At 64.8% G+C, this 21136-nt stretch carries 17 protein-coding genes and 1 tRNA gene; 10 read left to right on the top strand and 8 right to left on the bottom strand.

Translation table 11 applies throughout. The annotated features are described in order from the left end of the window. Positions 1-175: 175 nt before the first annotated feature. Positions 176-514, bottom strand: a complete 339-nt coding sequence (locus tag ABZT47_RS28820; protein ID WP_354848797.1) for a hypothetical protein — start codon at positions 512-514, stop codon at positions 176-178. On the opposite strand from ABZT47_RS28820, the gene ABZT47_RS28825 reads away from it, so the two are divergent. The 10 genes from ABZT47_RS28825 to ABZT47_RS28870 all read left to right on the top strand — a co-directional run bounded on the left by ABZT47_RS28825 (position 440) and on the right by ABZT47_RS28870 (position 15462). Continuing rightward, a complete protein-coding gene (locus ABZT47_RS28825; RefSeq protein ID WP_354848802.1) occupies positions 440-640 on the top strand; it encodes a hypothetical protein in 201 nt (66 codons plus the stop codon). The two genes, ABZT47_RS28820 and ABZT47_RS28825, sit on opposite strands and share 75 nt — an antisense overlap. A 4-nt stretch (positions 641-644) precedes the next feature. Further along, positions 645-1871: a helix-turn-helix domain-containing protein gene (locus ABZT47_RS28830; protein ID WP_354848800.1), complete on the top strand. Its 1227-nt coding sequence runs from the start codon at positions 645-647 to the stop codon at positions 1869-1871. A 54-nt stretch (positions 1872-1925) separates the two neighbouring features. After that, on the top strand, positions 1926-3179 hold the full coding sequence (locus tag ABZT47_RS28835; RefSeq protein WP_354848704.1) for a hypothetical protein: 1254 nt from the start codon (positions 1926-1928) through the stop codon (positions 3177-3179). Further along, on the top strand, positions 3176-6478 hold the full coding sequence (locus ABZT47_RS28840) for a hypothetical protein (protein WP_354848707.1): 3303 nt from the start codon (positions 3176-3178) through the stop codon (positions 6476-6478). Before ABZT47_RS28835 ends, ABZT47_RS28840 begins: the two co-directional genes overlap by 4 nt. A gap of 168 nt (positions 6479-6646) precedes the next feature. Then, on the top strand, positions 6647-9547 hold the full coding sequence (locus ABZT47_RS28845) for an RNaseH domain-containing protein (RefSeq protein ID WP_354848710.1): 2901 nt from the start codon (positions 6647-6649) through the stop codon (positions 9545-9547). Between the two features lie 357 nt (positions 9548-9904). Beyond that, positions 9905-11917, top strand: a complete 2013-nt coding sequence (locus tag ABZT47_RS28850) for a P-loop NTPase fold protein (RefSeq protein ID WP_354848712.1) — start codon at positions 9905-9907, stop codon at positions 11915-11917. A gap of 125 nt (positions 11918-12042) precedes the next feature. Further along, positions 12043-12654, top strand: coding sequence for a hypothetical protein (locus ABZT47_RS28855; RefSeq protein ID WP_354848715.1), 612 nt, complete (start codon positions 12043-12045; stop codon positions 12652-12654). Positions 12655-12665: 11 nt separating this feature from the next. Then, positions 12666-14021: a Qat anti-phage system QueC-like protein QatC gene (gene qatC / locus ABZT47_RS28860; protein WP_354848718.1), complete on the top strand. Its 1356-nt coding sequence runs from the start codon at positions 12666-12668 to the stop codon at positions 14019-14021. Beyond that, positions 14018-14776, top strand: a complete 759-nt coding sequence (locus ABZT47_RS28865; protein ID WP_354848721.1) for a TatD family hydrolase — start codon at positions 14018-14020, stop codon at positions 14774-14776. The genes qatC and ABZT47_RS28865 overlap by 4 nt, the downstream gene beginning before the upstream one ends. 605 nt (positions 14777-15381) lie before the next feature. Continuing rightward, positions 15382-15462 (top strand) — tRNA-Val (locus tag ABZT47_RS28870). An 80-nt stretch (positions 15463-15542) separates the two neighbouring features. On the opposite strand, the gene ABZT47_RS28875 is transcribed toward ABZT47_RS28870, so the two are convergent. From ABZT47_RS28875 to ABZT47_RS28905, 7 genes are all read right to left on the bottom strand, one after another. Beyond that, positions 15543-16679, bottom strand: a complete 1137-nt coding sequence (locus ABZT47_RS28875; RefSeq protein ID WP_354848724.1) for a site-specific integrase — start codon at positions 16677-16679, stop codon at positions 15543-15545. Further along, entirely contained in the window at positions 16679-18343 is a 1665-nt protein-coding gene (locus ABZT47_RS28880; protein ID WP_354848727.1) for a replication initiator, read from the bottom strand. Before ABZT47_RS28880 ends, ABZT47_RS28875 begins: the two co-directional genes overlap by 1 nt. Further along, a complete protein-coding gene (locus tag ABZT47_RS28885; protein ID WP_354848729.1) occupies positions 18340-18501 on the bottom strand; it encodes a hypothetical protein in 162 nt (53 codons plus the stop codon). Before ABZT47_RS28885 ends, ABZT47_RS28880 begins: the two co-directional genes overlap by 4 nt. Further along, positions 18498-19919, bottom strand: coding sequence for an FtsK/SpoIIIE domain-containing protein (locus ABZT47_RS28890; RefSeq protein WP_354848732.1), 1422 nt, complete (start codon positions 19917-19919; stop codon positions 18498-18500). Before ABZT47_RS28890 ends, ABZT47_RS28885 begins: the two co-directional genes overlap by 4 nt. Positions 19920-20013: 94 nt before the next feature. Continuing rightward, the gene (locus ABZT47_RS28895) at positions 20014-20322 is read right to left on the bottom strand and encodes a hypothetical protein (RefSeq protein WP_354848735.1); all 309 of its coding nucleotides are present in this window, start codon (positions 20320-20322) and stop codon (positions 20014-20016) included. After that, complete coding sequence (locus ABZT47_RS28900) at positions 20319-20603, bottom strand: hypothetical protein (protein WP_354848738.1); 285 nt, start codon at positions 20601-20603, stop codon at positions 20319-20321. Before ABZT47_RS28900 ends, ABZT47_RS28895 begins: the two co-directional genes overlap by 4 nt. Beyond that, positions 20600-21019, bottom strand: coding sequence for a plasmid replication, integration and excision activator (locus tag ABZT47_RS28905; RefSeq protein ID WP_354848740.1), 420 nt, complete (start codon positions 21017-21019; stop codon positions 20600-20602). The genes ABZT47_RS28900 and ABZT47_RS28905 overlap by 4 nt, the downstream gene beginning before the upstream one ends. Positions 21020-21136 lie beyond the last annotated feature (117 nt).

Genomic DNA, 21136 nt, shown 5'->3' on the forward strand with positions numbered 1-21136 from the left:
AGATGTGACGCCTGATCCTTGCCCGGGGATGACTAAGAGACGTCAGACAATGCCCGGATCTTAAGCGATCTTTAAGCAACTACGCCAACCCCCATCAAGCTGCGGCTTTCATGGGTTTACACGGTGAAGAAGTCCTCGCCGTGGTGGAAGGTCACGCCGAAGGTCCGGCCGATGGTCACTTCCTGGCTACGCATATAGCTGCTCCTGCCTGGGCGAAGGTATCGGCGATCTCCTCGCGGGTGGCGCCCGCGGTCAGCAGGGCGGTGAGCAGGATGCGGGCCTTGTAGGGGTGCAGGAAGCCCGTACTGATCAGTCCCCGGGCGAGCAGGTCGCTCTCAGAACCGGGGAAGCCGTAGGTGCGGGATAGCACAGAGCCGGCCCCTCCACGTGAGGCGAGTACCACGGGAATGCGCCCGGTGGCCTCCGCCAGGATCGGGACGTGTCGTTCGGGTACGTGACCGACGCCCATCGCCGCGACGACGAGGCCGTCCATATGGTGTGCGACGAGCTTCAGGGCCTCTGCGTCGTCGCCGAGGGTCGCGGTGACCAGCGCGACCCGGCGCAAGCTTTTGATGCCGGCCGTACGGTGGATTTTCGGCAGGCGCACAGTTGCAGTGAACAGTTCGCTGCGTTTTCCTAGAAACATGGCGCAGTCGATCTCGTCTCACGCTCTCGCGCGTCAGCGCGAGTTCGTAGGCATGAGTGTGACGGAGCTGGCTGAGGCCGTCGGCGTTACCTCGCGCGCCGTCCGCTACTGGGAGGCTGGAACGCGGACAGTGGGTGATCGTTCATTTGGGCGGCTGCTTGAGGTTTTGGGTTGTGATGCACAAGATCTGACTGGACGTGAGCGAGGAACTGAGACCCTTACGGACCTGCGGCGCGCCGCGGGTATGAGCGCGGAGGAGAGCGCATCCGCGCTGCGAGGCAAACGAGCTGCGCAGGGGTTGAATGTCAGTGCGGAGAAGATCCGTGACCTGGAGTCGGGCAGACAGGTACGCGGTTGGACGTGGCGATCTCCGGAGACTCTTGGGCGGGTAGTGCGGTTGCTGGCCCAGGTGTACGGGGTTCCTGATCGCCTGATGATGGACGCGTGGCGTCGTAGCCGCCCACAAGATCCGCTTCCGGTACTTCCTGCTCGGCGACCCCGCCAGATCTCAACCGAATCTCTGGTTGCTTGGCATGGCCTCAACGAGCGGCAACGCAATTATCTGACCTGCATCTTCTTGCAGGACCAGGAGGCAGAAAAGGAGCAGCGGCGAAAGCGGCACGCCGGCGAGGTGAGCCAGTCGGCGGCTGTATGGCGACGTATGACTATGGCGCTCTCGGCCCCACCCAACATCGTTGGGTACACCACTTTGCAAGAGCGGTTGCGCCGGGCCGGCGTTCATGATCCGGGGGCAGGATCTTCGATGGCGGCGCTGGAGCGGCGCGATCTAATCAGGGCATATCGGGACCGGGTTTACATCGACGGTCTAGGGGATGTGCCACGTACTCGGGTGGAGATGACCCGGCGTGGCAGGGCTGTTGCCCGTGCGGGTCTCGGCGTTCCTCGCGAAACGGGGCCGCCTGCGCCGCTGCTTTCACAATGGTTGTGGAAGATCATGATCCGGGTCGCGCGGGCTGGTGAACGGGGTGTGGACGGTAGCCTGGCCGGGCGTGGACCACACTACCTGGCCGTGGGGCAAAGTCCTGACGGACACACTCCGAGCAGGGGGTTCATCGTGCTCCGCCACCCAGATGGAGTGACTCATGGACCGTATCGGTGGTTTCTCACCGACTCCGGGAGGCGTCACATTATCGACTACCTTGACACTTACCGCACCAAGTATCCGGAAGTCGATACTAAGAGCGTCGAGGCAATCTTCCGTTGATCCTTTCAGGAAGTTCTCCGCTTTTGTCGGTGCCTTGACGTAGGGTTCCGGCTCGTGACGCAAGCTGAGGACACGATCGACTTTCAGCAGACCCACTCCCTCCTGGAGATCGTCAAGGCGTTCGCCGTGTGCGAGCACGCGATAGCTGGCGAGGACCTGGATGGTCCAAAGCGTTTGGGGCATCTCATTGAGGCCCACGCCATCCTGATGGCGGTTTGCGGGCCTGGGCATTTAATCCGGTTCGAGGAACTGCTGGGCAGGCTGACCGGTGACCGAGCGGGTTCCCTTGAGGGCCTGCTGCCCGACTGGATCGACACTGAGGCCCTTGCGGGTGTGCGGCTCCTGGACAGCGAAGGCGTGGCTACCGAGGACGGTTTCGACTTTCGGCACGAAGCTCAGCGCGTTATCCGGGCTGCGGAGAAGGTCGGCAGGTTCAGCGGCCAGGTGACGAAGCCCAAGCTCGACGACGAGTACAGCCAGGAAGCCGTCTTCAGCGCGATCAAGGGTCCCTTTTATGAGAGGCACCGCACCACGTTGGTGGAGAATCCGACGGTTCGTGTCGGCGGACTCACCGATCTCAAACTGCCGTCCCGCGCCAACGGCTTCTACAAGCCGGTCCTGCAGTACGCGCAGCACAATGGATGGTGGTGGCCCTGTCCAGCGTGTGGGTGGCCGATGAAAGTTACGGTCACCCGTTCGGGCGCACGTACCCTTGGCAGGGTCCGGTGCCTGTATCACTGGCATGAGGAGACGGGTGCGTCCTACGAGTTCGTGATGACCTCCAGGAAGAAGACGGCGCCTGAGCTGAGTCCGACCTTTGAGTGCCGAGTGCCGTCGGGACGGTCCGCCCGCTTGTGGACGGGTGCCGTGCCGCGGTTGCCGGAAGCCAAGCTGGTCGAGGACTACATGGCGCTCGTGCGGCCCGTTTGGCGTTACACGGTTGTTCCGGGCTTGCCGGAACTGAGTCTGCATCGGGCTATGGCAGATGCGCTGGAGGGTACTTCTTGGACGTCTCATCTGTGGCCTAACGGGGACCAGTGTGATCTGTGGATCGCCCAGCAGGACGGTGAGAAACCGATGTTTCCCGCCGACTTCAAGGACTATACGTGGGTGAATCATCTGGTCAGCAAACTGCACCTCGACGGCGGTGACAGGGGAGGCGCGGAGTATCTGGTTGTTCCTGATCATCGGCAAGAGCAGGTGGCGCAGCTCGACATGGTGTGCCGCATTTACGGGATGAAGGCGGCGATGACTGCGACCGCCTATCTGGAAATGGTCGTCAACGGGGTCGGGGAAGGCCAGGTATGAGCGGGGAGATGACGGGGCGCGAGGCGGGTCTGGCGGGAGCACTCGCGCTGGCGGCGCTCTACTTTCCCCGTAAGGACGATGAGGGCCGCATCCTGGCGGGATTCGAGGAGGCCACGTTCTTCGCGCACCGCAAGCCGCAGGCATGGTCAGGATGGGCCGGCCTGCCAGCAACGGAGCGCGACGCCATCCGCCAGGTGATGGTCTTGATGTCGCCGGAATGGACGGATCCGAAGAAGCTCAAAGCGGCGGTTCTCGCCCTGCTCGGTACGCATGCCCCTGATCCGGTCCTGGCCGATAAATCAGGTGGTTCTCTGCGTCTACCAGAAGGCGAGCCCCACCTGGCTGACGCGGTCATCCCCCGAGTGGGAGGGGCCTACCTCGCGTACGCACAGCGTGTCACCGGCCCGTTCTTCACCTTCGGCAAACGCCCTAAAGCCCAGGCATTCGCGGGTCCGGGAACCTACAAGACTAGAACCACCTACCTGGGTAAGGAGCACGGCACGACCAGCCGCACCATCCACATCCCAGAAACCCCTGGCTTCCTCGAAGCACCCGGCCACGAGGCATTGCCTCAGGTGAGGACCCGCCCGCAGGGGGACAGGGTGGCGCCGTCGGTCGAGTCCCTCCTCAAGGTCGCCAAGACCCTGAGCGAGCAGGACAAGAGCGTCGCCTACTTGCATCAGACCCTCAAGCGCTTCTTCAAGGGCATGAAGACCACCCGAGGAGAACTGACTGAGCTCGACTTGACGTCAGGAGACCTTCAGGTTCTAAACGCACCCACAGGAAGCGGCAAGACGGTACTCGTCAGGGTTCTGGCATCGTGGGCGACTCTCAACGACATCCGGATCGCTCTTGCGGTGACCGACGTCCGCGCCACCCTGGACATGGCCTGGGACATCAACAAGGACCTCGCCTACTTGCATCGGATCGGAAAGCTCGCGGGTCCAGCTCACTGCACTCCGCTGATGTCGCCGACCAGCATGCACCGTCGGGCCATGGACTACGCGGCCCTCAGCCCGTCTGGCCGGATAGACCAGTGGGATCTCCGGACCAGGACCGATCTCGGCCTACTGTCGGCGGGCTGCGCCCAGCGAGCCTTGATGGATCCGCCGAGCCTGTATCCGTACGGCGAGGAGAACTGCACCTCACTGACCTCCGCAGCTAGTGGCTCAGTCCGTCACACCTGCTCCTTCGCACCGGTGTGCGGCAAGTTCCAGCAGTTCTACCAGGCGACCGACGCGGCCGTGATCGTCACCAACCACGCTAACCTCCTGGAAGGACGCACCCGCATCGGCGTCGTCCTGGACGGACAGGAGTTCCACGGCAAGGCCCGCGGTACTAACGGCATGAGCGTGCTGGAGCTGACGCTGCGGTCCTGCGACGCCCTCATCATTGATGAGATCGACGCCTTCCAGACGCAGGCCATCAGCCGCTGTACCTCCGAAATCACCCTGGCGTCCCGGAAGCGGACCACCGCGCTCCGAGAAATCGATCAGGACGCCAAGAACCTCCCTCTCGCCCATGAGATGGACCTGGTCTCCCCCGTCAGCCATGCCAGGCTCATGGCGGAGATGCTGCTGTTGTGGCTCTGCTCCGATAGCGGATTAAAGCTGAACCCGGGCAACGAAACGGACGGCCCAGATGGGGCCAGCCGGGACAACGCTGGCTGGCGACTGGCCCGCTCCCGCGACCGAGAAATCCTCGAGCTACTCTTTCCGGACGAGACCTCAGCCGAAGAGATACCCCCAGAACTTTTTTCGCTCCTCGACGAGCTCATGCCCGCACGCTGGTACGACGACTCCGCGCCGGGTGAGAATCCTGGCTTCCCCAGTGGGGCCGATTGGGAAGCCATTCAGGCTGCCCTCACGATTCTTACCGCACAACGCGGTCAGGACTACCTCACCGAGACTCGCGAGGAAATGCGCAAACTCCTCGCGGACATCGTGCCGAACGTGCACAAGCGGTCCGCCACGGTGAACCTCCTGGTCACCCGCAGCGTGCTACGAGAACTCGACACCGCTTTGGACAACCTTCGGGAACAGGCACAGGCGCTGCGCTACCTCGATCTCGGGTCCGTCCGCAAGATTCTCGAAGCCATGCGGAGCGGCACAGTCGTCACTCTCTACCCGCTGGCGATGCTGGGCCGATCCATCCACGGTTACCAGGTCAAGGGAATGGAGAACAAGGAGAGGGAAGCCGAACTCCTTACCCGCTCCTTCGGTGGCGACCCACACACCTTCGTCTCCGAACTCGGGGGCCTCACCTCCTTGCTGACCGCCGGCGTGCAACGCCCGATCATGGGACTGTCCGCAACCGCCTACCTCCCACAGGCGGTACAGGAACACATCCACGCCCCCGTCCGCTGGTGGCTGCCCGACACCCGCCCGGAATCCATCGTCACCGTTCCTACTCCCGTCCGCGGACACAACGGCGATGCCATGAGGATCGGAGGACTTCCACCAGAACGGAAACCCAACGCCCTGCGGGATCTCGGCAAGGGTCTGTACGAGCAGCAGCTCGCCAAGCGGTTGGCTTCCTTGGAGCGGAGGGACGAAGACCGGGCCCGTGTCATCCTCGCCGTCAACTCCTATGAGCAGGCCGCCTACCTCGCCTCCGGGGTGGCTCAGGCCGACGGCTTGAGCCACCGGGTATGCCTCCTGGTGAAGAGGTCCGAGAAGCAAAGCTACGAGGAGCACCTCCCCGCGCAGGTCGACAGGATGGTCCGGGAGGAGCTGAAGGACTTCCCCGAACGTGGAGAAATACTGATCGCTCCCCTCGCGGTCATCGGACGGGGCCTCAACATCGTGGTCGGCACCAGATCGGCGGTCAGCGACATCTACCTGTGTGTTCGCCCCGTCCTCAGCATCGAAGACACTGACTGGCTGCACGCGAGCGTCAACGCCGTCGGCATCAATTCTCTCCCCCCAGGGGGGAGTGATGAGCCCCTGGCCGCCCTCATGACGGCCAGCGACGCATCCTGGAGGCAGCTCTCCAAGATTCTGCGTTCGCCAGCCCGGTTCTCCAACATGGACCACGACCTCCGCAAGGAACTCGTGGCGAGCATGCTGGTCATGCTTATCCAACTCGCGGGCCGCGCGCGCCGAGGCGAGACCGATATGACGCTTCACATCGTGGACCACTCCATCCACGACAAGAAGTTCAGTTCCGACCTGGCCACGATCATCAAACAGATCCACGCCGACTGGAACCCGGAACAGCGCGCGGTTATGAACGAGCTCTACGGCCAGGCACTACAGGCATTCCTGACGTACGCGGGCCTCGACAGCGCCATCATCTGAACTACCGAACCCGTCTTCGTCTCCCCCGGGACGGAGGTCGGCATGCTTCCCACATCCGGGGGAGGAACCCGAAAGGCGAGGTACCCCACGATGGGGCGAGGCAACATGCGGCGGGATCTCACCGCGCACACCACATCGATCAGGTGCACCAGGGAACTCCTGGACGGCATGACAGCCCTGGTCTGGGACTTCGGCGATTACCACTCGCCGACGCGCCGGGCATGGCGGGACCTGGGGAGCCTGGCCGCGCGGAACCAGAAAAGGATCAACGGAGAGCGGGAAGCCGACCCGTTCCTCATCCCCTATTCCATCGCTGTCACTGTGCTCCAGCAGATCACTGATGGCTATGTCTACCTGGACAAGTCCCTGGCATTCATGGTCACGCTCAACCCTGTCGAGCCCGCGATCCTCAAGACCGTCTTCACCTACCTGGAAGGCGTCGTCCGAAGGATTCCTCTTGACGAGATCCCCTTCATGGACCCGCCCGACCTAGCCCGCCGGATCTCGACTACCAGTGCACAGCGCCTTAGCCTCGCGGACAACATCCTTCACAAGGAGGACGGCCAACCCGCCAGCCCGGACAACTGGGCCTATGAAGCGGTGAGATGGCACATCGCCAAGAAATTGGCTTCCGTTTCGTTCCTCGACCGGGAAATGGAGCCGATCCGGGAGGAATACGAGGGCAAGGACGGTGAGACCAAGTACAAGACAGTCGGCTGGAGGCCCTCGGGCAATGTCGCGGCCGTGGACTACCGGCCGACGAGCGACGGCGACCTGATCGCTTGGGAAGATCCGATGGGTCCGATCCCGGCGCGTCTCGCTCACCCGGTCAAGCTCAGCGATGTGGCCACTGCCCGCCCCGAGAACCCCACCCGGTCTCAGGTTCAGTACGCGCTGTCCCGCCTCTCGATCAAGATGGCCACCTACACAGCCGAACCCGTTCCGATCCTGAACCTGGACGCCCATGTCCGTCGCATCAACAACACCGTGATCCACGCCAGCACCGTCCTCGTAGATCAAGGAAAGGACCGGCCGCTGCTGTCGCTTTCTCTGGACGGTCGCGGCCTACACCGGACGAACAAGCACGCGCTGGAAATCCTCTCGAAGATGGACGCCGACAGGTCCTCTCTCGATCTCATCGAAGACCGTGTAAAACATGAGTACAGCCTGCTGAACGTCTTGGATGAAAACGGCAAGCGAGTGGAGATCCTCACCCCGGCGCCTGGAGCAGTCCGGCCGACCATGCCGAAGACAGACACCTTCGCCGTCGGAGCGGGCGCGGGTATCCACCATCTGGCGCTGCTCAGGGAACACCTCGAGCGCGTATTCGGCGACAAGGTTTCTCCCTTCGACCTGCGGTCGAAGGGAAACGTCTTCGGGAAGAGATCCCACGAGCCGGCTAGCGCCGCCGAAGGGAAAGAGCGCACACAGAAGAAGGAAAAGGGGGAATACATCGACCTCGTGGGTAAGCCGTCCCCCGAGAGCATCCGTCGGTCGATCGAGGCAGCTGGATATCAGAGGCTTCGTATCCTCTGCCTGTGGTATCGGCACGAGACCCGGATGCGAATGATCCACGGCCTCGCCCACTCCTACCATCTTAATCCAGATGATCTCGACCCTGTCGACGGTGAATTCATCCCAGTCGCGCCCGGAATCGAGGCCGTCTTCCATGACGCCCGAGATCTCCTGGAACACGGGCCCGGCACCCAGCGGGCTGCGGACACCGAAAAGATCACCACTCGGTTTGCTCAGTCGGACGTCCTCCTCGCCGCCTGGTGCGAAACAGAACTCCCCGTGCGCGGCGAAGCTCATCAGGGCATGAAAGCCGCCGATGTGAAGAAGGCTCTGGAAGAGAGCGACGCCAAGCACCAGGTCGTGCGCGAGCTCGCCAAAGCAGCGGTGCCATCCCAGTTCCTCATCGGCCGCTCGTACGACCCCTTCACCAAGACCTTCAACGTCATCAAAACGCCTGAGAAGGCATTCGAGGACCATCGCGTCTACATGGGGCTGCTGGACCTCTACCGGTCCTGCGGCATCGTGGACGACCGCTTCGAACGCGCGCTCTACCCCGACGACGACCCCTACCCACTGCCTCGTCTGGCGTTCTGCGGCATCCACATCCGCAAGCAGGCCACCGACTCCAGGTACAAGGGAGAGCCCAAGAGGATCATCACCGCCTGCGCGATCATCCCCTCCGCCAAGCCTGGAGGCCCCTGGCGCATGCTCGGCTGGAGCAACATCCACCCGAAATGGGAGCACTACACCCAAGCCCAAAGCCATTTCCACGCTGTGGACTACCCCCTTCACACGGAGGACGGGAATAGCGACTTCCAACGCTGGGCGCAGGCCGGCGAAGATGTCCGCATCGCGCTAAAAGAGCTCCACGACGAACTCGACGGACTTCCATACGTTCTGATGATTGATGGCCACGCGTGCCGCCGGGTATGGCCTGGCCTTCAGAATAGCAAACAGGGCCTCGGGAAGAAGCCCGACGATCCGCGGCTCTGGCTCCCCGGAACCGGACTCCCTCCTTCTTGGAACCCCGTCAGCATCATCCGGATGAACTGCGCACAGAAAGAAATGCCGCGCCTAGCCTCCGTTACCGAAAAGCAGAAGAACGGCAAGACTGTTCCGCTTAAGACCTCCAGCGACCTGTACTATCCGGCGGATCAATCCGAAGGTCATCCGTGGTTTCTATTCACCGAACCGAGAAACTACGGCAAGAAGCGCCACGGTCAATGGAAGACGCGCTGGCGCGCCGACCCAGGTCAGGCGTCAAAGAACGCCGATGAGCGCAAAGAAAACGAGCTCAACGCCCCGTGGTACGCCATGACCACCCGTGAGATCACCCCGATGTACACGAGAGACGGCTATAACCGGGAACCTCTCGCTGTCGCAGCCGCACGGCTGAGCCACCAAGCCCTCTCATGGTCGGACCGGACTCGCTACCCTGCCCCTCTCCACGCCGCACTTCAAATGGATCTCGGTCACCCGCAGTACCGTCGCTCTGCACCGAAAGACCCCGAGAGCATGGAGATCCTTAGGCAGGCCACTGGTAACGACGTGTAGGGGCAACCTCTGCCTCTCGGGAGGCGTGATCTCGTCGTCATCCGGCTCCGTCGGCCAAACGCTTCTGAGGCTGATATTCCATGGAGTCTCGGATGTCCCGCCAGAAGAAACATCCGAGAGAGAGGATGTGTCCAGTAAACCGTACAGTCCCACGCGAGTAGATCGCCGCTGGCTGTGCAGCGCGCCACCTGCACCGTGATTGCGACACGTCGATCACCCTCTAGTAACTGAGCGGTAACATTACGTGGTACATGCCGACACGTCTGTTGATAGCCGATCTACCCTCGATGTTCCCCTTCGGCTGGCGGCCACCGAGGTGCGGAGACGTCAAGCTGCCGCGTCGGACGGAGCTGGGCGATGTGGGCGGACAACGAAACCGAGGTTGATCTTCTCGGCTTCGACTTCCTGGTGGACACCCTTTTCGTAGCGCTCACCGAACCGCGGCTGCTCCCGCTGACGGTGGGCCTCCTCGGGGACTGGGGCTCCGGGAAGAGCAGCCTGATGCGTATCGCCCAGCAGGAGCTGCTGAAAATCCGAGACGACGAGGATTCGCCGTCACGGTACGTGTGTGTCGAGTTCAGCCCTTGGCAGTACGAGGACTACGACGATGTCAAGGTCGCGCTGATGACCACCGTGCTCGACGCGGTCGGCACACGAGCCGGCGGCGATCAGCAGGATCAGATGTCTAGGCTCCGCAGGTTCGTCCAGGGCCTCGGCCGGTGGGGGCGCAGGGGCGGACGGGTCGCGGTCTCTGCCGCTCAAACCGCGACTCCGCTCGCGATCCAGGCAATGGATCCGAGCATTGATCCGCAGGTTCTGGACGTGACGAAGGCTGCGCTGAACGCTGCGGCGAGTGAGGCCAACAAGCTTCTCGAAGACCCTAAGCCCAAGCAGACCGCCTCGGGTAACGGCATGGCTGATGCGATCACGGACGCTGGGCGGTTCCGCGCGGAGTTCGCGAAGGTCATTGCGACCTTAAAAGACGTCGACGCTGTGGCTGTGTTCATTGACGACCTCGACCGGTGCCTGCCCGAGACCGTGGTGGACACCTTCGAGGCGATCCGGCTGTTCCTCAACACGCCCAAGACCGCCTACGTCCTGGCGGCCAACCAGGCGGTTGTTGAGTCCGCGATCGATTCGCGCTACCCGCAGCTGCGGCGGCCCGACGGCACCGGGATCGGTGCCGACTATCTGGAGAAGATGCTGCAGCTTAAGGTGGCCATCCCGCCGCTGTCCGCCCCGGAGGCGGACACCTACGTTAACCTGCTGCTAGCCGAACTGCGCCTCGACAAGGAACAGTTCGCCAAGGTCCTGGACGAGACCCGCCGCCGCCGCGAAGCCGGCAACCTGCAGGTGGCGTTCAACATCGGCGTGGCCGGAGCGGTCCTCGGCGACGTCCCACCCGACCTTGTGCGCGACCTGAACTGGGCGGCGAGCATCGCCGAGGTACTCGGGGGCGGATTGCGTGGGAACCCTAGGCAGCTCAAGCGGTTCCTCAACAACCTGTTGCTCAAGCACCGCAGCGCGCAGCGCCGGAAGATCGCCCTCGACCTGCCGGTGCTGGCCAAGCTCATGGTCCTGGAGGAACAACACTTCAGCGACTTCCAGCGCCTGTTCGACTGGCAACTCACCTCGCCCGGTCCTATCCCGGAGCTCGCCGCTGCGGAGTCCATCGCGCGGGCCGGATCGACCACCTCTGAACCGGACGACGAAGGGGGCACGGCACGGCCAGACGAACGCGAGACCGCCGCCAAGTCTTCAGGCGCCCGCCGAACACCCGCGGGCCAGCGGGGGCAGAGAACTCCCCAACAGCCGAAGGTCGCCGAAGAGGTGCGGGCGTGGGCGAACAAATCGCACGTAGGCGCGTGGCTGAGGCTGGAACCTCCGCTTGGTGAGGTCGACCTAGGACCGTACTTCACCTACTCCCGCGACAAGCTCGCCTTCGGTGTCGCCGTCACGCGGCTGCCTCCGCACCTGCAGGAGCTGCTCACCAGGGCGCAGGCCGAAGTTGCCGGAGCACGACGACTCGCGTGTGAGGAGATCGGAAAACTGCCTGATTACGAGCGTGTCCAGCTCGTGGAAGCGTTGGTGGAGGTGCTGACGCGGCGACCGGGCGGTCCGGCCTTCGTCGCCGCGCTCGAACTCGCTGAGCGAGCGCCCGACACTCTGTCGGCCATCTGTGACGCCTTGATGCGGATCCCGCCCGAGGCCGTTCCGCGCGGGCAGGCTGGGAACGCCGTCCGTCGTCTCCCTGCCGATAACCCGACGGTGTCCGCCCTGCTGGATCGGTGGGAAAGCAGCAACGCGTCCGGTCTGAAGAGCGTGATCAGCGCCGCGCGTGAAGCGCAACGACGCAGCGGTCGGCGCTGATGGGCACCTCGGCTGATCGGGCCACGGGTAGCGGCGGAGCGTGGACTCCGCTTAAACACGCGACCACATCCTACGTGCGTGGGCTTACCTCCGGATCTCCGAGCACCCGCACCTATGCCCAGCGGGTGCTGGCTCGCCACGTTCCCGTGTTGGGTGGAGCTGGCGGTGCTGCCGCCGGCGCCCGTGCCGGACGCAGTGGCGTCCAGCGCCTCGGTGCCTTGCTTGCTGGAGTCGGCGGAACCGGGCTGGAAAGCACGCTGACCTCGCTGGGACTGGCCACCCTCGTTGGCCGGACCCGGTTCGATGTACTGGACGAACTGATCACCTTCATCGCCGGAAATGGCGATGACCTGGACTCTCAAGCCGCCCGCGACGCCGCGTGTGACGTGCTCGACGAGGTGTTCGGCGACGCCGATACGTGGACCGAGTTATCCGACACCGCTGAAATGTCAGTTTCGCGGGAGAACCTGCCCATCTTGCTGGAAATGTTCCTCGCTCAGTACGTCTACAACCGGGTTCCCGTCATCGCAGAACGCCTCAGCCGCATCCCCGATCCACACGCAGTACGCCAAGCCGACGAGGAAATGCGCCAGATCATTCAGGTGCTGGTCTCGCTACGCATCCCTAATGACCCTTTCACGGTCGACTGGGCCGGCCCCGAGGGGCGCCAGATCGCAGAGGAAACCGTCCGTATGACTTACAAGGCTCTGCAAGGACTGGACGGAGACGCACAGTGACTACCTACCTAGTGCGCACCGATCTCACCAGCTCGGTGACCGAACCCGACGAGGTCCGCCTGCTCGACTGGGCCCCGGCGAGGACCGCGGCCACAATCCAAACCGGCGACACCGGACCCGAGTTCTTCGCCGACTGGCGACCACCCCGGCCAGCCGCCGACCTCTTCCTGCTAGGCGCGGCCGTGTACTGCGCTGACAAGACCGCCCCACGGCGCGGCACACCGGACTCGTGGACAAGGGAAGTCACCCTCCGGCTTCCCGTCGAAGACACTGCCGCCTGGCACAGCGCCGGTTTCGAGGCGACCCTGCGGTTCCTGACCGGCGACCACTGGGAGATCAGCCCATACAACTCCGACCGGCACCCCCTCGCCAGCGTGGCCGGCGTTCCCAGCGAGGACCAGCCGATCGGGCTCGACGTGGACGGCGTATGCCTGTTCTCCGGCGGCCTCGACTCGTTGTGCGGCGTCATCGATCTTCTGGAAGAAGATCCCAAACGGCGGCTGTGTCTGCTGTCCCACCACGAAGGCGGACAAGCATCCACCGCCCAACAATTCCTCCTCGACGCACTCAGCGAACACTACGGCGCCGAGCGCATCGTCTCCCGCCGCCTCTACCTGCGCCCCGCTCCCGCGAACATTCATCAAGCACGCTCACTGCCAAGGCCACGCGAGAACACCACTCGCTCTCGGTCGCTACTTTTCCTCTCCGCCGCCCTGGCCCTCGCCACCGCTGATGGAACCGCAACGCCGGTGTACGTGCCGGAAAACGGCTTCATCGGCATCAACGTACCCCTCACCCGATCCCGCGTCGGCAGCGCGAGCACCCGTACCACTCACCCGCACTTTATGAACCAACTCGGCGCCGCCGCCACCGTGATCGGCGTGCCGAATCCGGTGCTCAACCCGTACCGGCTGAGCACCAAGGGCGAGATGCTCGCCGAATCCCGGAACGCCGAACTGCTCCGCCGACTGGCGCCGATCAGCGTCTCCTGCTCACACCCCGAGACCGCCCGCTATGTCGGCCGCAAGCAAGGCAACTGCGGATACTGTTTCCCCTGTCTGATTCGCCGCGCCTCGCTGGCCCACGTCGGATGGGACTACGACGAGTACGCCTACGACGTGTTCGATGAGCAGGACGTCACGATCCTCCTGAACCGCCGCAGCCGCCGCGGAGCGGACCTGCGGGCCGTGATAGCCGGAGCCTTCGCGGAACGACCGGATCGGGACGTCCTCCGCAACGGCCCCCTCCCACAAAGCGAACGCGCAGCCTTCACTGGCGTCTGGCGCCGAGGACTCGCGGAGCTTCGCGCCTGGCTAGCCAGCAGAGCCCGCGGGGCCCTGACCGAACTGGTGGAATCGCGGTCGTGACTATTCCGGTGCTGACCGACACCCACTGCCACATCGATGCTTACGACAACCCGCTCACAGTCCTGGATGACGCCCACACTGCGGGAGTACACGTAGTCGCCGTGACTGAAGATCCCGGCAAGTACCGCCTTCTGCGCACCCGCCTGGGCCGGCGCGACGATGTCGACGTCGCGCTGGGCTTCCATCCACTTCGCGTAGGGGATGCATCCCCTCACGATCTCGCCCGATTTCTTCGACTCTTGCCACAGGCGACCTGGATCGGCGAGATTGGACTCGACTTCTCTCGCATCGGAGTGGCAACCCGTAAGCAGCAGCTCCGCGTGTTCGACGCAATCCTGGCCGACTCCCAGGTACGAAGCAGGCCCGTCACCGTCCACAGCCGCGCTGCCGAGCGTGAAACCATCACCCGACTAGCGCAAGCGCAAGTGCCAGCGATCCTGCACTGGTACACCGGGCCTCTAGCCGCTGTAGACGATGCGCTTGCTGCAGGGCTCTGGTTCTCGATCAACCCGGCCATGGTCCGGTCGAAGAAATCCGGGCCCCTGCTTCAACGGCTTCCGAGGGAACGTGTACTGCTGGAATCCGATGGCCCCTTCGCTCGCTCCGGAAATCGCTCAGCCGTTCCTTCCGATCTCGTCGGCACACTCGATCACCTGGCGCGGCTTTGGGGCATCTCGACCAGCGAAGCCCGGAGGACGATAGCGCAGAACCTACTGCGGCTTCACACCTATGATGATGAGCCGCTGGCTGACTAAGTCGATTTAAGCGTCTTGCTGAGGCCAGGGGGAGGGCCAGCATGCGCAGCCGGGTGCCGGGTGACAAACTGAGTGACAACGCCCACGGACTGGCCGGAGGGGATCGGCACGGCCGAGACGGTGTGCGCCACCGGCCGCCTGAAGTCGAACGACCACTTCCTGGGGCCTTCACCCAGCGCGCCAAGGACTCCGGCTTGCTTCGGGGAGCCTGAGGGGTGCTTGGCCCGGAGCCTCGGTAGCGTTCCTCGGCCGGCCTGTCCATCGGCTTGCGTTGTCGTCGGGGAACAGCTCGCCGGCCTGCCGCCGCTTGAAGCTCTCGCTGCAAGCCCTCTCCAGCATGGCGAGCTGCTCCGACTGAACGGCTGCGGCGTTCTCGTCTTCGTCGTAGGCGGCGCTCCCCGGCACGCGGGGATGGTCCCGAGGGCGAGCTGCTCGTCGTCCCTACCGCCGAATGCTCCTCGCGCACGCTGGGATAGTGATGGGGGGAGGAGCAGGCTCGCTCGGGCCGACGTGATGCACATCCTGGGTGACAAACTGGGTGACAACGGGGGTGGACGAGGCTGGACGGTGGGGGACTGCTGGGGAGGGTATGGGCAGGTCAGAGCGGGTGTTGGTGCAGGTCCTGCACCTTCCTGGTTTGACTTACAAGCGAGGGGTCACTGGTTCGAACCCAGTAGCGCCCACCAGCCAGAACAGCCCCGTCTCCCACCTCGGAAAACGGGGCTCGTGCCATTACCGTGCCATTAGCAGTCACCGGCGATCTTGTTCAGTGACCACTCGCCTTGACGGGTAGCGCCTTCGCGATCTTGCCGTCCATCGCATCGGCGATCTTCCGGTCCGCCTCCGCCGTGCTGTGCTGATAGATCATCGCGGCACGCACGCTGTCGTGCCCCATCCGCTCCATGAGGTCCCGGAGGCTTGCCCCCGATCCGGCCGCGAGCGTGTTGCCGGTATGCCGGAGATCATGGAAGTGCAGACCGGGGAAGCCGATCTTGCGTGTGGCGCTCGCCCAGTTGGCCGCCCGCCGGAAGTTGCTCCGCCGGAGGATGCCACCCCGAGATCCGGTGAAGATCAGCGCGTCGTCTTCCGGACCGGTGTAGCTCGCAAGATGATGTTCAAGCGTCGAGATGATCCCCGAGGGGATCGCGACGGTACGCACGCCGGCCCGCGACTTCGGCGGACCGACCAACAGCTCTCCGGTGTCCAGCTCCACATGCTGTTGCCGAACGCTGACCGTTCCCGTCTTCAGGTCCAGGTCCATCCGCCGGAGTGCCGCCACCTCGCCCCATCGGAGGCTCGCGAACGTGGCCAGTAGGACCATCGCGCGAAGGCGTTCCGGCATCAGGTCGGCGAGCTGGAACACCTGGGCGACGGTGAGCACCGGCCGCTCGTCCGGCTTCTCCTCGCCGGCGCCTTTGATGCGGCAGGGATTGCGCGGGATGATCCGGTCATCCGCAGCCGTCATGAGCACGGCACGAAGGAAGCGGTAGGACTTCGCCACTTCCGACGCACCCACGCCCTTGCCGACGAGCACGGCCCGCCACTCTCGGACCACCGCCGTCTCTATCTTGCCGAGAGGCACGTTGCCGAGATGCGGCACGATGTACCGACGCAGCAGACCCCGGTAGATCTCGACCGTACGGGGCCGAAGGTTGGTCCGTTCGGTGATCCATTTCTCGGCGTAGTCGCCGAGCTTGACCTTGGAGCGCTGCGGGTCGGTCCACTCGCCCGTGATGAGCTTCGCTTCCACGAGCGAAAGCGCCTTGTCGGCGTCTCGTTCAGTGGCGTAGGTGGACTCACCGGTACGCAACTGCCCATCCGGTCCTGGGTACCGGATCTGGAAACGGCCAGAGGGTAGCTTGCGGATGCTGCCGAAACGCCGACGTCCATCCTTGTTCGCCATCAGGCAGCCCTCCCCGTTGCTGAAAGATCGTGGATCTGTTGTCCGTCTGCGCGTGCTTGGGCCTGCTGAAGTGCGGCGCGCCATCGCTGCCGTTCGGCGATCTCTCTGAGCAGTCGTTCGGCCAGTGACGGCACATCGCGGTCGGCGGGCTTGACGACCCGCCATAGGTACTGGTGGGGGTCCACGGGCTGAGCCTGGTCATTGGTTGCCGAAAGGCCGAGCTGTTCGAGCACCCAGGCCCGGCGGTCCTGTTTGTGCTCCGACAGGGTCTTGCCGGACCACTTGCGCGAGACCAGGACGCGGCGGCCCGCGTAGCCCAGGTGCTCGGGCTTGTGAGCCTTGGACCGGCACGAGCCCGGACGCATGCCAGCCTTGGCGCCCTTGGGCTGGACGCCGTACCGCAGCCAGTTCGGGCAGGTGGGTGCGCATGGCTCATAGCGGAGCACGTTCATCAGCCGTTCCACGTGCGCCCGCTGGGCGTCGCTCTTGGCCTCGTGGCATTCGGTCAGTGACTTGGTGAGGTACTTGGTTAGGTAGTACAGCCCGAGATCGGCGCCAGGCGACCCGGCGAGGATGCCCTTGACGTCGATCTGTTGCCCAAGACGCACCACGTGGAAGGGCTTGGCGTCTTCGTCGGCGTCGAGCTGGTCGAGCGCCTGTTCCCAAGTGGGCAACACTTCGCCAGTCGCCGGGTCGAGGTAGTCGCCGGCCTGCCCGTCGCTGCGGTCGTCAGCCACCCAGACCGGCAGGTGCTCGCCCTCGAAGCGGACCACGTCGCACGACGGCCACCACACTTGGTGATAGGTGGCCGCGGCCACGGCCTTGACCTCGGCCCGAGGCATGGTTCCGCGTACGGCCATGTGCAGGTGGGGAGCCAGCCGCCGTTGTGGTTCGACGGTGGCGAAGTACTGAACCTCATACCCGGCGACCCGGCGAAGGTTCTGAACGAACCGGTCGACCACCTTGGGAAAGTGGATGGCATCTCGTGCCGCGCGCACGTAGTCGTACGTCGAGGGGTCGACCGGGGTGCCGTCGTGGCGTACCTTGCCGTAGCTGTCGCAGGTCAGGGTGACGAACAGCGACGGCCGGTAGACCTTGCCATCGGGCGCGTTGAAGGTGCGTCCAACGGTGCGGTTCTCTCGCTGCCGCTTGGGCAGATCCGGAGCGTCCTGCCGGCGACGGGTCGAGCGTGACCGCCGCGGCTTGCCCTCCCCAGGGATGACGCTGCCACGCACGCCCGAGGTGGTCAGCTCGTCTTCCAAGGTGGTGATGACCTCATCCCAGACCGCCACGTCCCCGCCGCTCTGCTCGGCCAGCTCTCGGAGGACATGCGCATCGGCGCGTTCCTCCATGAGCCAGAGCTGACGGTCGGTCGGTGCGGCAGGTTCGGCGACCGGTTCGGCCTCCAGATGCCAACCCTCGCGACACTGGGCCTTGCGGAGCTGGACGGCCCGGTTGGCGCACGGCTCACACTTACTCGCCAGCGTGGCGCCGCAAGGCACGTTGATGACTTCAACCTTCCCGGTCTGGACATCGGTGCGCTTGAGCGGAATGGGCTGGATGCACACGCCGTGTTGCTTGGCAACCTCCTTGATGACGTCCAGGGCCAGCGGCATCGAGGCGCGCACCGCCCGGGGGATCGATCGATCGGCGGGGTTGGTCACCGGGCATCACCGCCGTCCTTAGCCGGGAGCGTGATCGCGGTCTGGCCGCACTCGCGGCACTCCACCAGGCCCCGCACCGGGTCCAGCCACAGCACGTCGAGGCAGCGGCAGATCTCGCAGCGCAAGCCGTCGAGGAGGTGAACGAGGCTCGTCGTCATCGACCCTCACCCACCACGGCGAACTCGGCCACCATGGCGCGGATGTCGACATCGGAGACGTAGGCGGCCCGCACGCGGACCGGTTCGGGGGCGGCCTCCAGCCGCACGTATCCCACGCCGGCGCCGATCATTGGGCTTGAGGAGATCTGGTCGGCCAGCGCGCCCCGGTCGCGTGCGCCGTCGCCGAGCACGAGATCCACCTGACTCGGCTCGTCCAGCCGTAGGGCGATCTTGTCGGGGAACAGGTTGCGGATGTTGAGCACTTCCTTGCGCGGGTCCTGCAACGCCGCCAGTATCCCGACACCGACCGCACGGCCTTGGGTGGTCAGGGTGGCCAGCGCGGCGGTGATGCGCTCTTTCAGCTTGCGGTCGGTCTGGTACGCGGTCAGGAACGCCACTTCGTCCACCACCACCAGGACGAAGGGGTCATGCACGGTGGGGACGTGGTTGCGCTGGACACCGGCGAACCGGCCCGCCCGTTCTTGCATGACCTTCACGGCCATCTCCAGCAGTTCCACGCATGCCTCAGGGGTGGCGGCGTAGTGGTCGAACAAGTCTCGTCCGTAGGACAGCTCCATGAGCTTGGGGTCCAGCGCCCAGATCTCCACCAACCCGGCCCGGCGAGCGGGCAGTAAGCCGCGGATCGCCGACCACAGCCACGACCCCTTCCCCGCCCCGGTCGCGCCGGCCACCAGCACGTGCGTGCCATGTAGCTTGAGCCGGTAGGAGGAGCCGTCTTCGTGCAGGCCGATCGCCACCGCCGAGACCTGCGCATCACGGAGGATGGGCAGCGCAGGGATCGGCGCGGCGAGCAGGTCACGGTGGGGGAGGACCAGGCTGATCCGGCCGGGCTGGTCGAGCTTAATCCGGCACTGCGCATCGGCGAAACCGTGGGCGAGGTTGTCGGCCCGGTCTTGCCACTCGGTAACCGACTGGCCCGACAGCATGCGTACACGCACGATGTCGGCGGTTGGGGTACGGGTCACCTTGAGCAGACGCGGCAGGTACTCACGCCCGCCGATGTGCGCGGCCAGACCCGAGACGACCATGACTGGTTGCCAGTGCCGCCGGTAGGTCCACATCCACCGCCACCACGCCCGCAGCCGAAGCCCCACCGAGGCCGAGAAGGTGACCGGTTCGGCCAGCCGCCACCCGGCCAGCGTCGAGACGGTCGCGACGACCGCCACCAGGGCAAAGCGCCAGCCGTACAACACCCCCAGCGCCAGCGGAGCGACGACGACCAGGCATGCGACGGGGTGACGCCAGACGATGCGGACCAGGCCGGCCACGGCACGGAAGACGATCGAAACGATGGTGAAGATGGCCGGGGTCTTGAGGACGACTGGGCGGAACACCACCGAGTTCGGGACGGTGGAAACGATGTCCCGGGTGTAGTCCCCGGGGAGTTTACGCAGCATAAACTGAACCCCTCTCTCGTGAAATGAGTCTCATGGGAAGAGATCCAGGGGCCGCCGGAAGTTGCCGCTTCCAGCGGCCCCACCTGATCACCCGTCAGGCAGCCTTACCGGGCGTCGCCTGCTGGGTGTGCTGGTCGCGCAGGCGCTCGCAGTCGGCCAGGAACCGCGCCGCTGCGTCGAACAGAGTGCGGGCGAAGGTGACGTGCGTGTCGGTGACGGTGGTGTCGGAGGTCGTGCCGATGTTCACCCAGGCACCGCCGTATTCGACCGACAGGAACGCGCGGGCACTGTCCCCCGCCGCGTAGTAGTCGACCCTGGCGTGTTCGTCGGGGTGGATGCTCACCCCCACCCGGGGTGACTCGCCCGGGTGGATGCTGATGGTGGTGTAGCTGTAGCCGCTCATGCCACGTTCTCCCCTCGCGTCATGTTGTGCGTGTTCTGGTGGTGGTGGATGCGCTCGACCTCGCGGGCGAAGATGGCCGCCTGTTCGGCCAGCTCCCGGGCGAAGACCCGCAGCGCGTCATCGATGCGGGTGGCCGGAAGGACGAGCTTGACCACGCTGGCCCCGGCCGACAGCTCGAAGATCGGCGTGCGGTCGGGGTAGGTGTGGCAGGTGGCCGCCCCTCGGCCCTGGACGTGCAGGAAGGTCTGCGTCCAGGACACCCCCGACCGGCGCGAGGTCACGCGGCGTCCTTGCTCGCGGCCGGGGCCGGCTTACCGATGGACCGGGGAGCGCGCATCTCCCGAGCCCGGATGGAGTAGGCCAGCCGCCCGGTCGCCTGGTGGACGTACGGGGTGACGGTCATGCCCTCGAACTCCACCGGGGTGATGGGCAGGCCCGCCATGGGCGCCGGGGGAACCGGCTGCACCGGAGCGAGGATCTTTACCGCCACCGTCTTCTGCGCGGCCTTGACGGTCGGGTCGGCGTCCATCACCGCGACCTGCCAGACCAGCTCACCGGTGTTCTTGTCCCGCCCCTGGACGAACTTGCCGCCGGTAGAGGCTTCGAAGTCCTTGACCGGCTCGACCTCGCCCACGATGTAGCAGCCGTGCGGGAAGACCTGCTCGAAGTTGATCGGGATGGGCCCCTGTAGCGCCATGTCGTATCTCCTTCCTGTCATCTGCTCAGCCAGGTTGACTGGTCAAGCTGCCCGATACCAGTAAACGCGAAGCCCGCTTGGCTAGTCAAGCAAACCAAGCGGGCTTCATCGGGAAAC

The organism is Sphaerisporangium sp. NPDC005289 (assembly GCF_040607455.1).
Lineage (GTDB): Bacteria > Actinomycetota > Actinomycetes > Streptosporangiales > Streptosporangiaceae > Sphaerisporangium > Sphaerisporangium rhizosphaerae.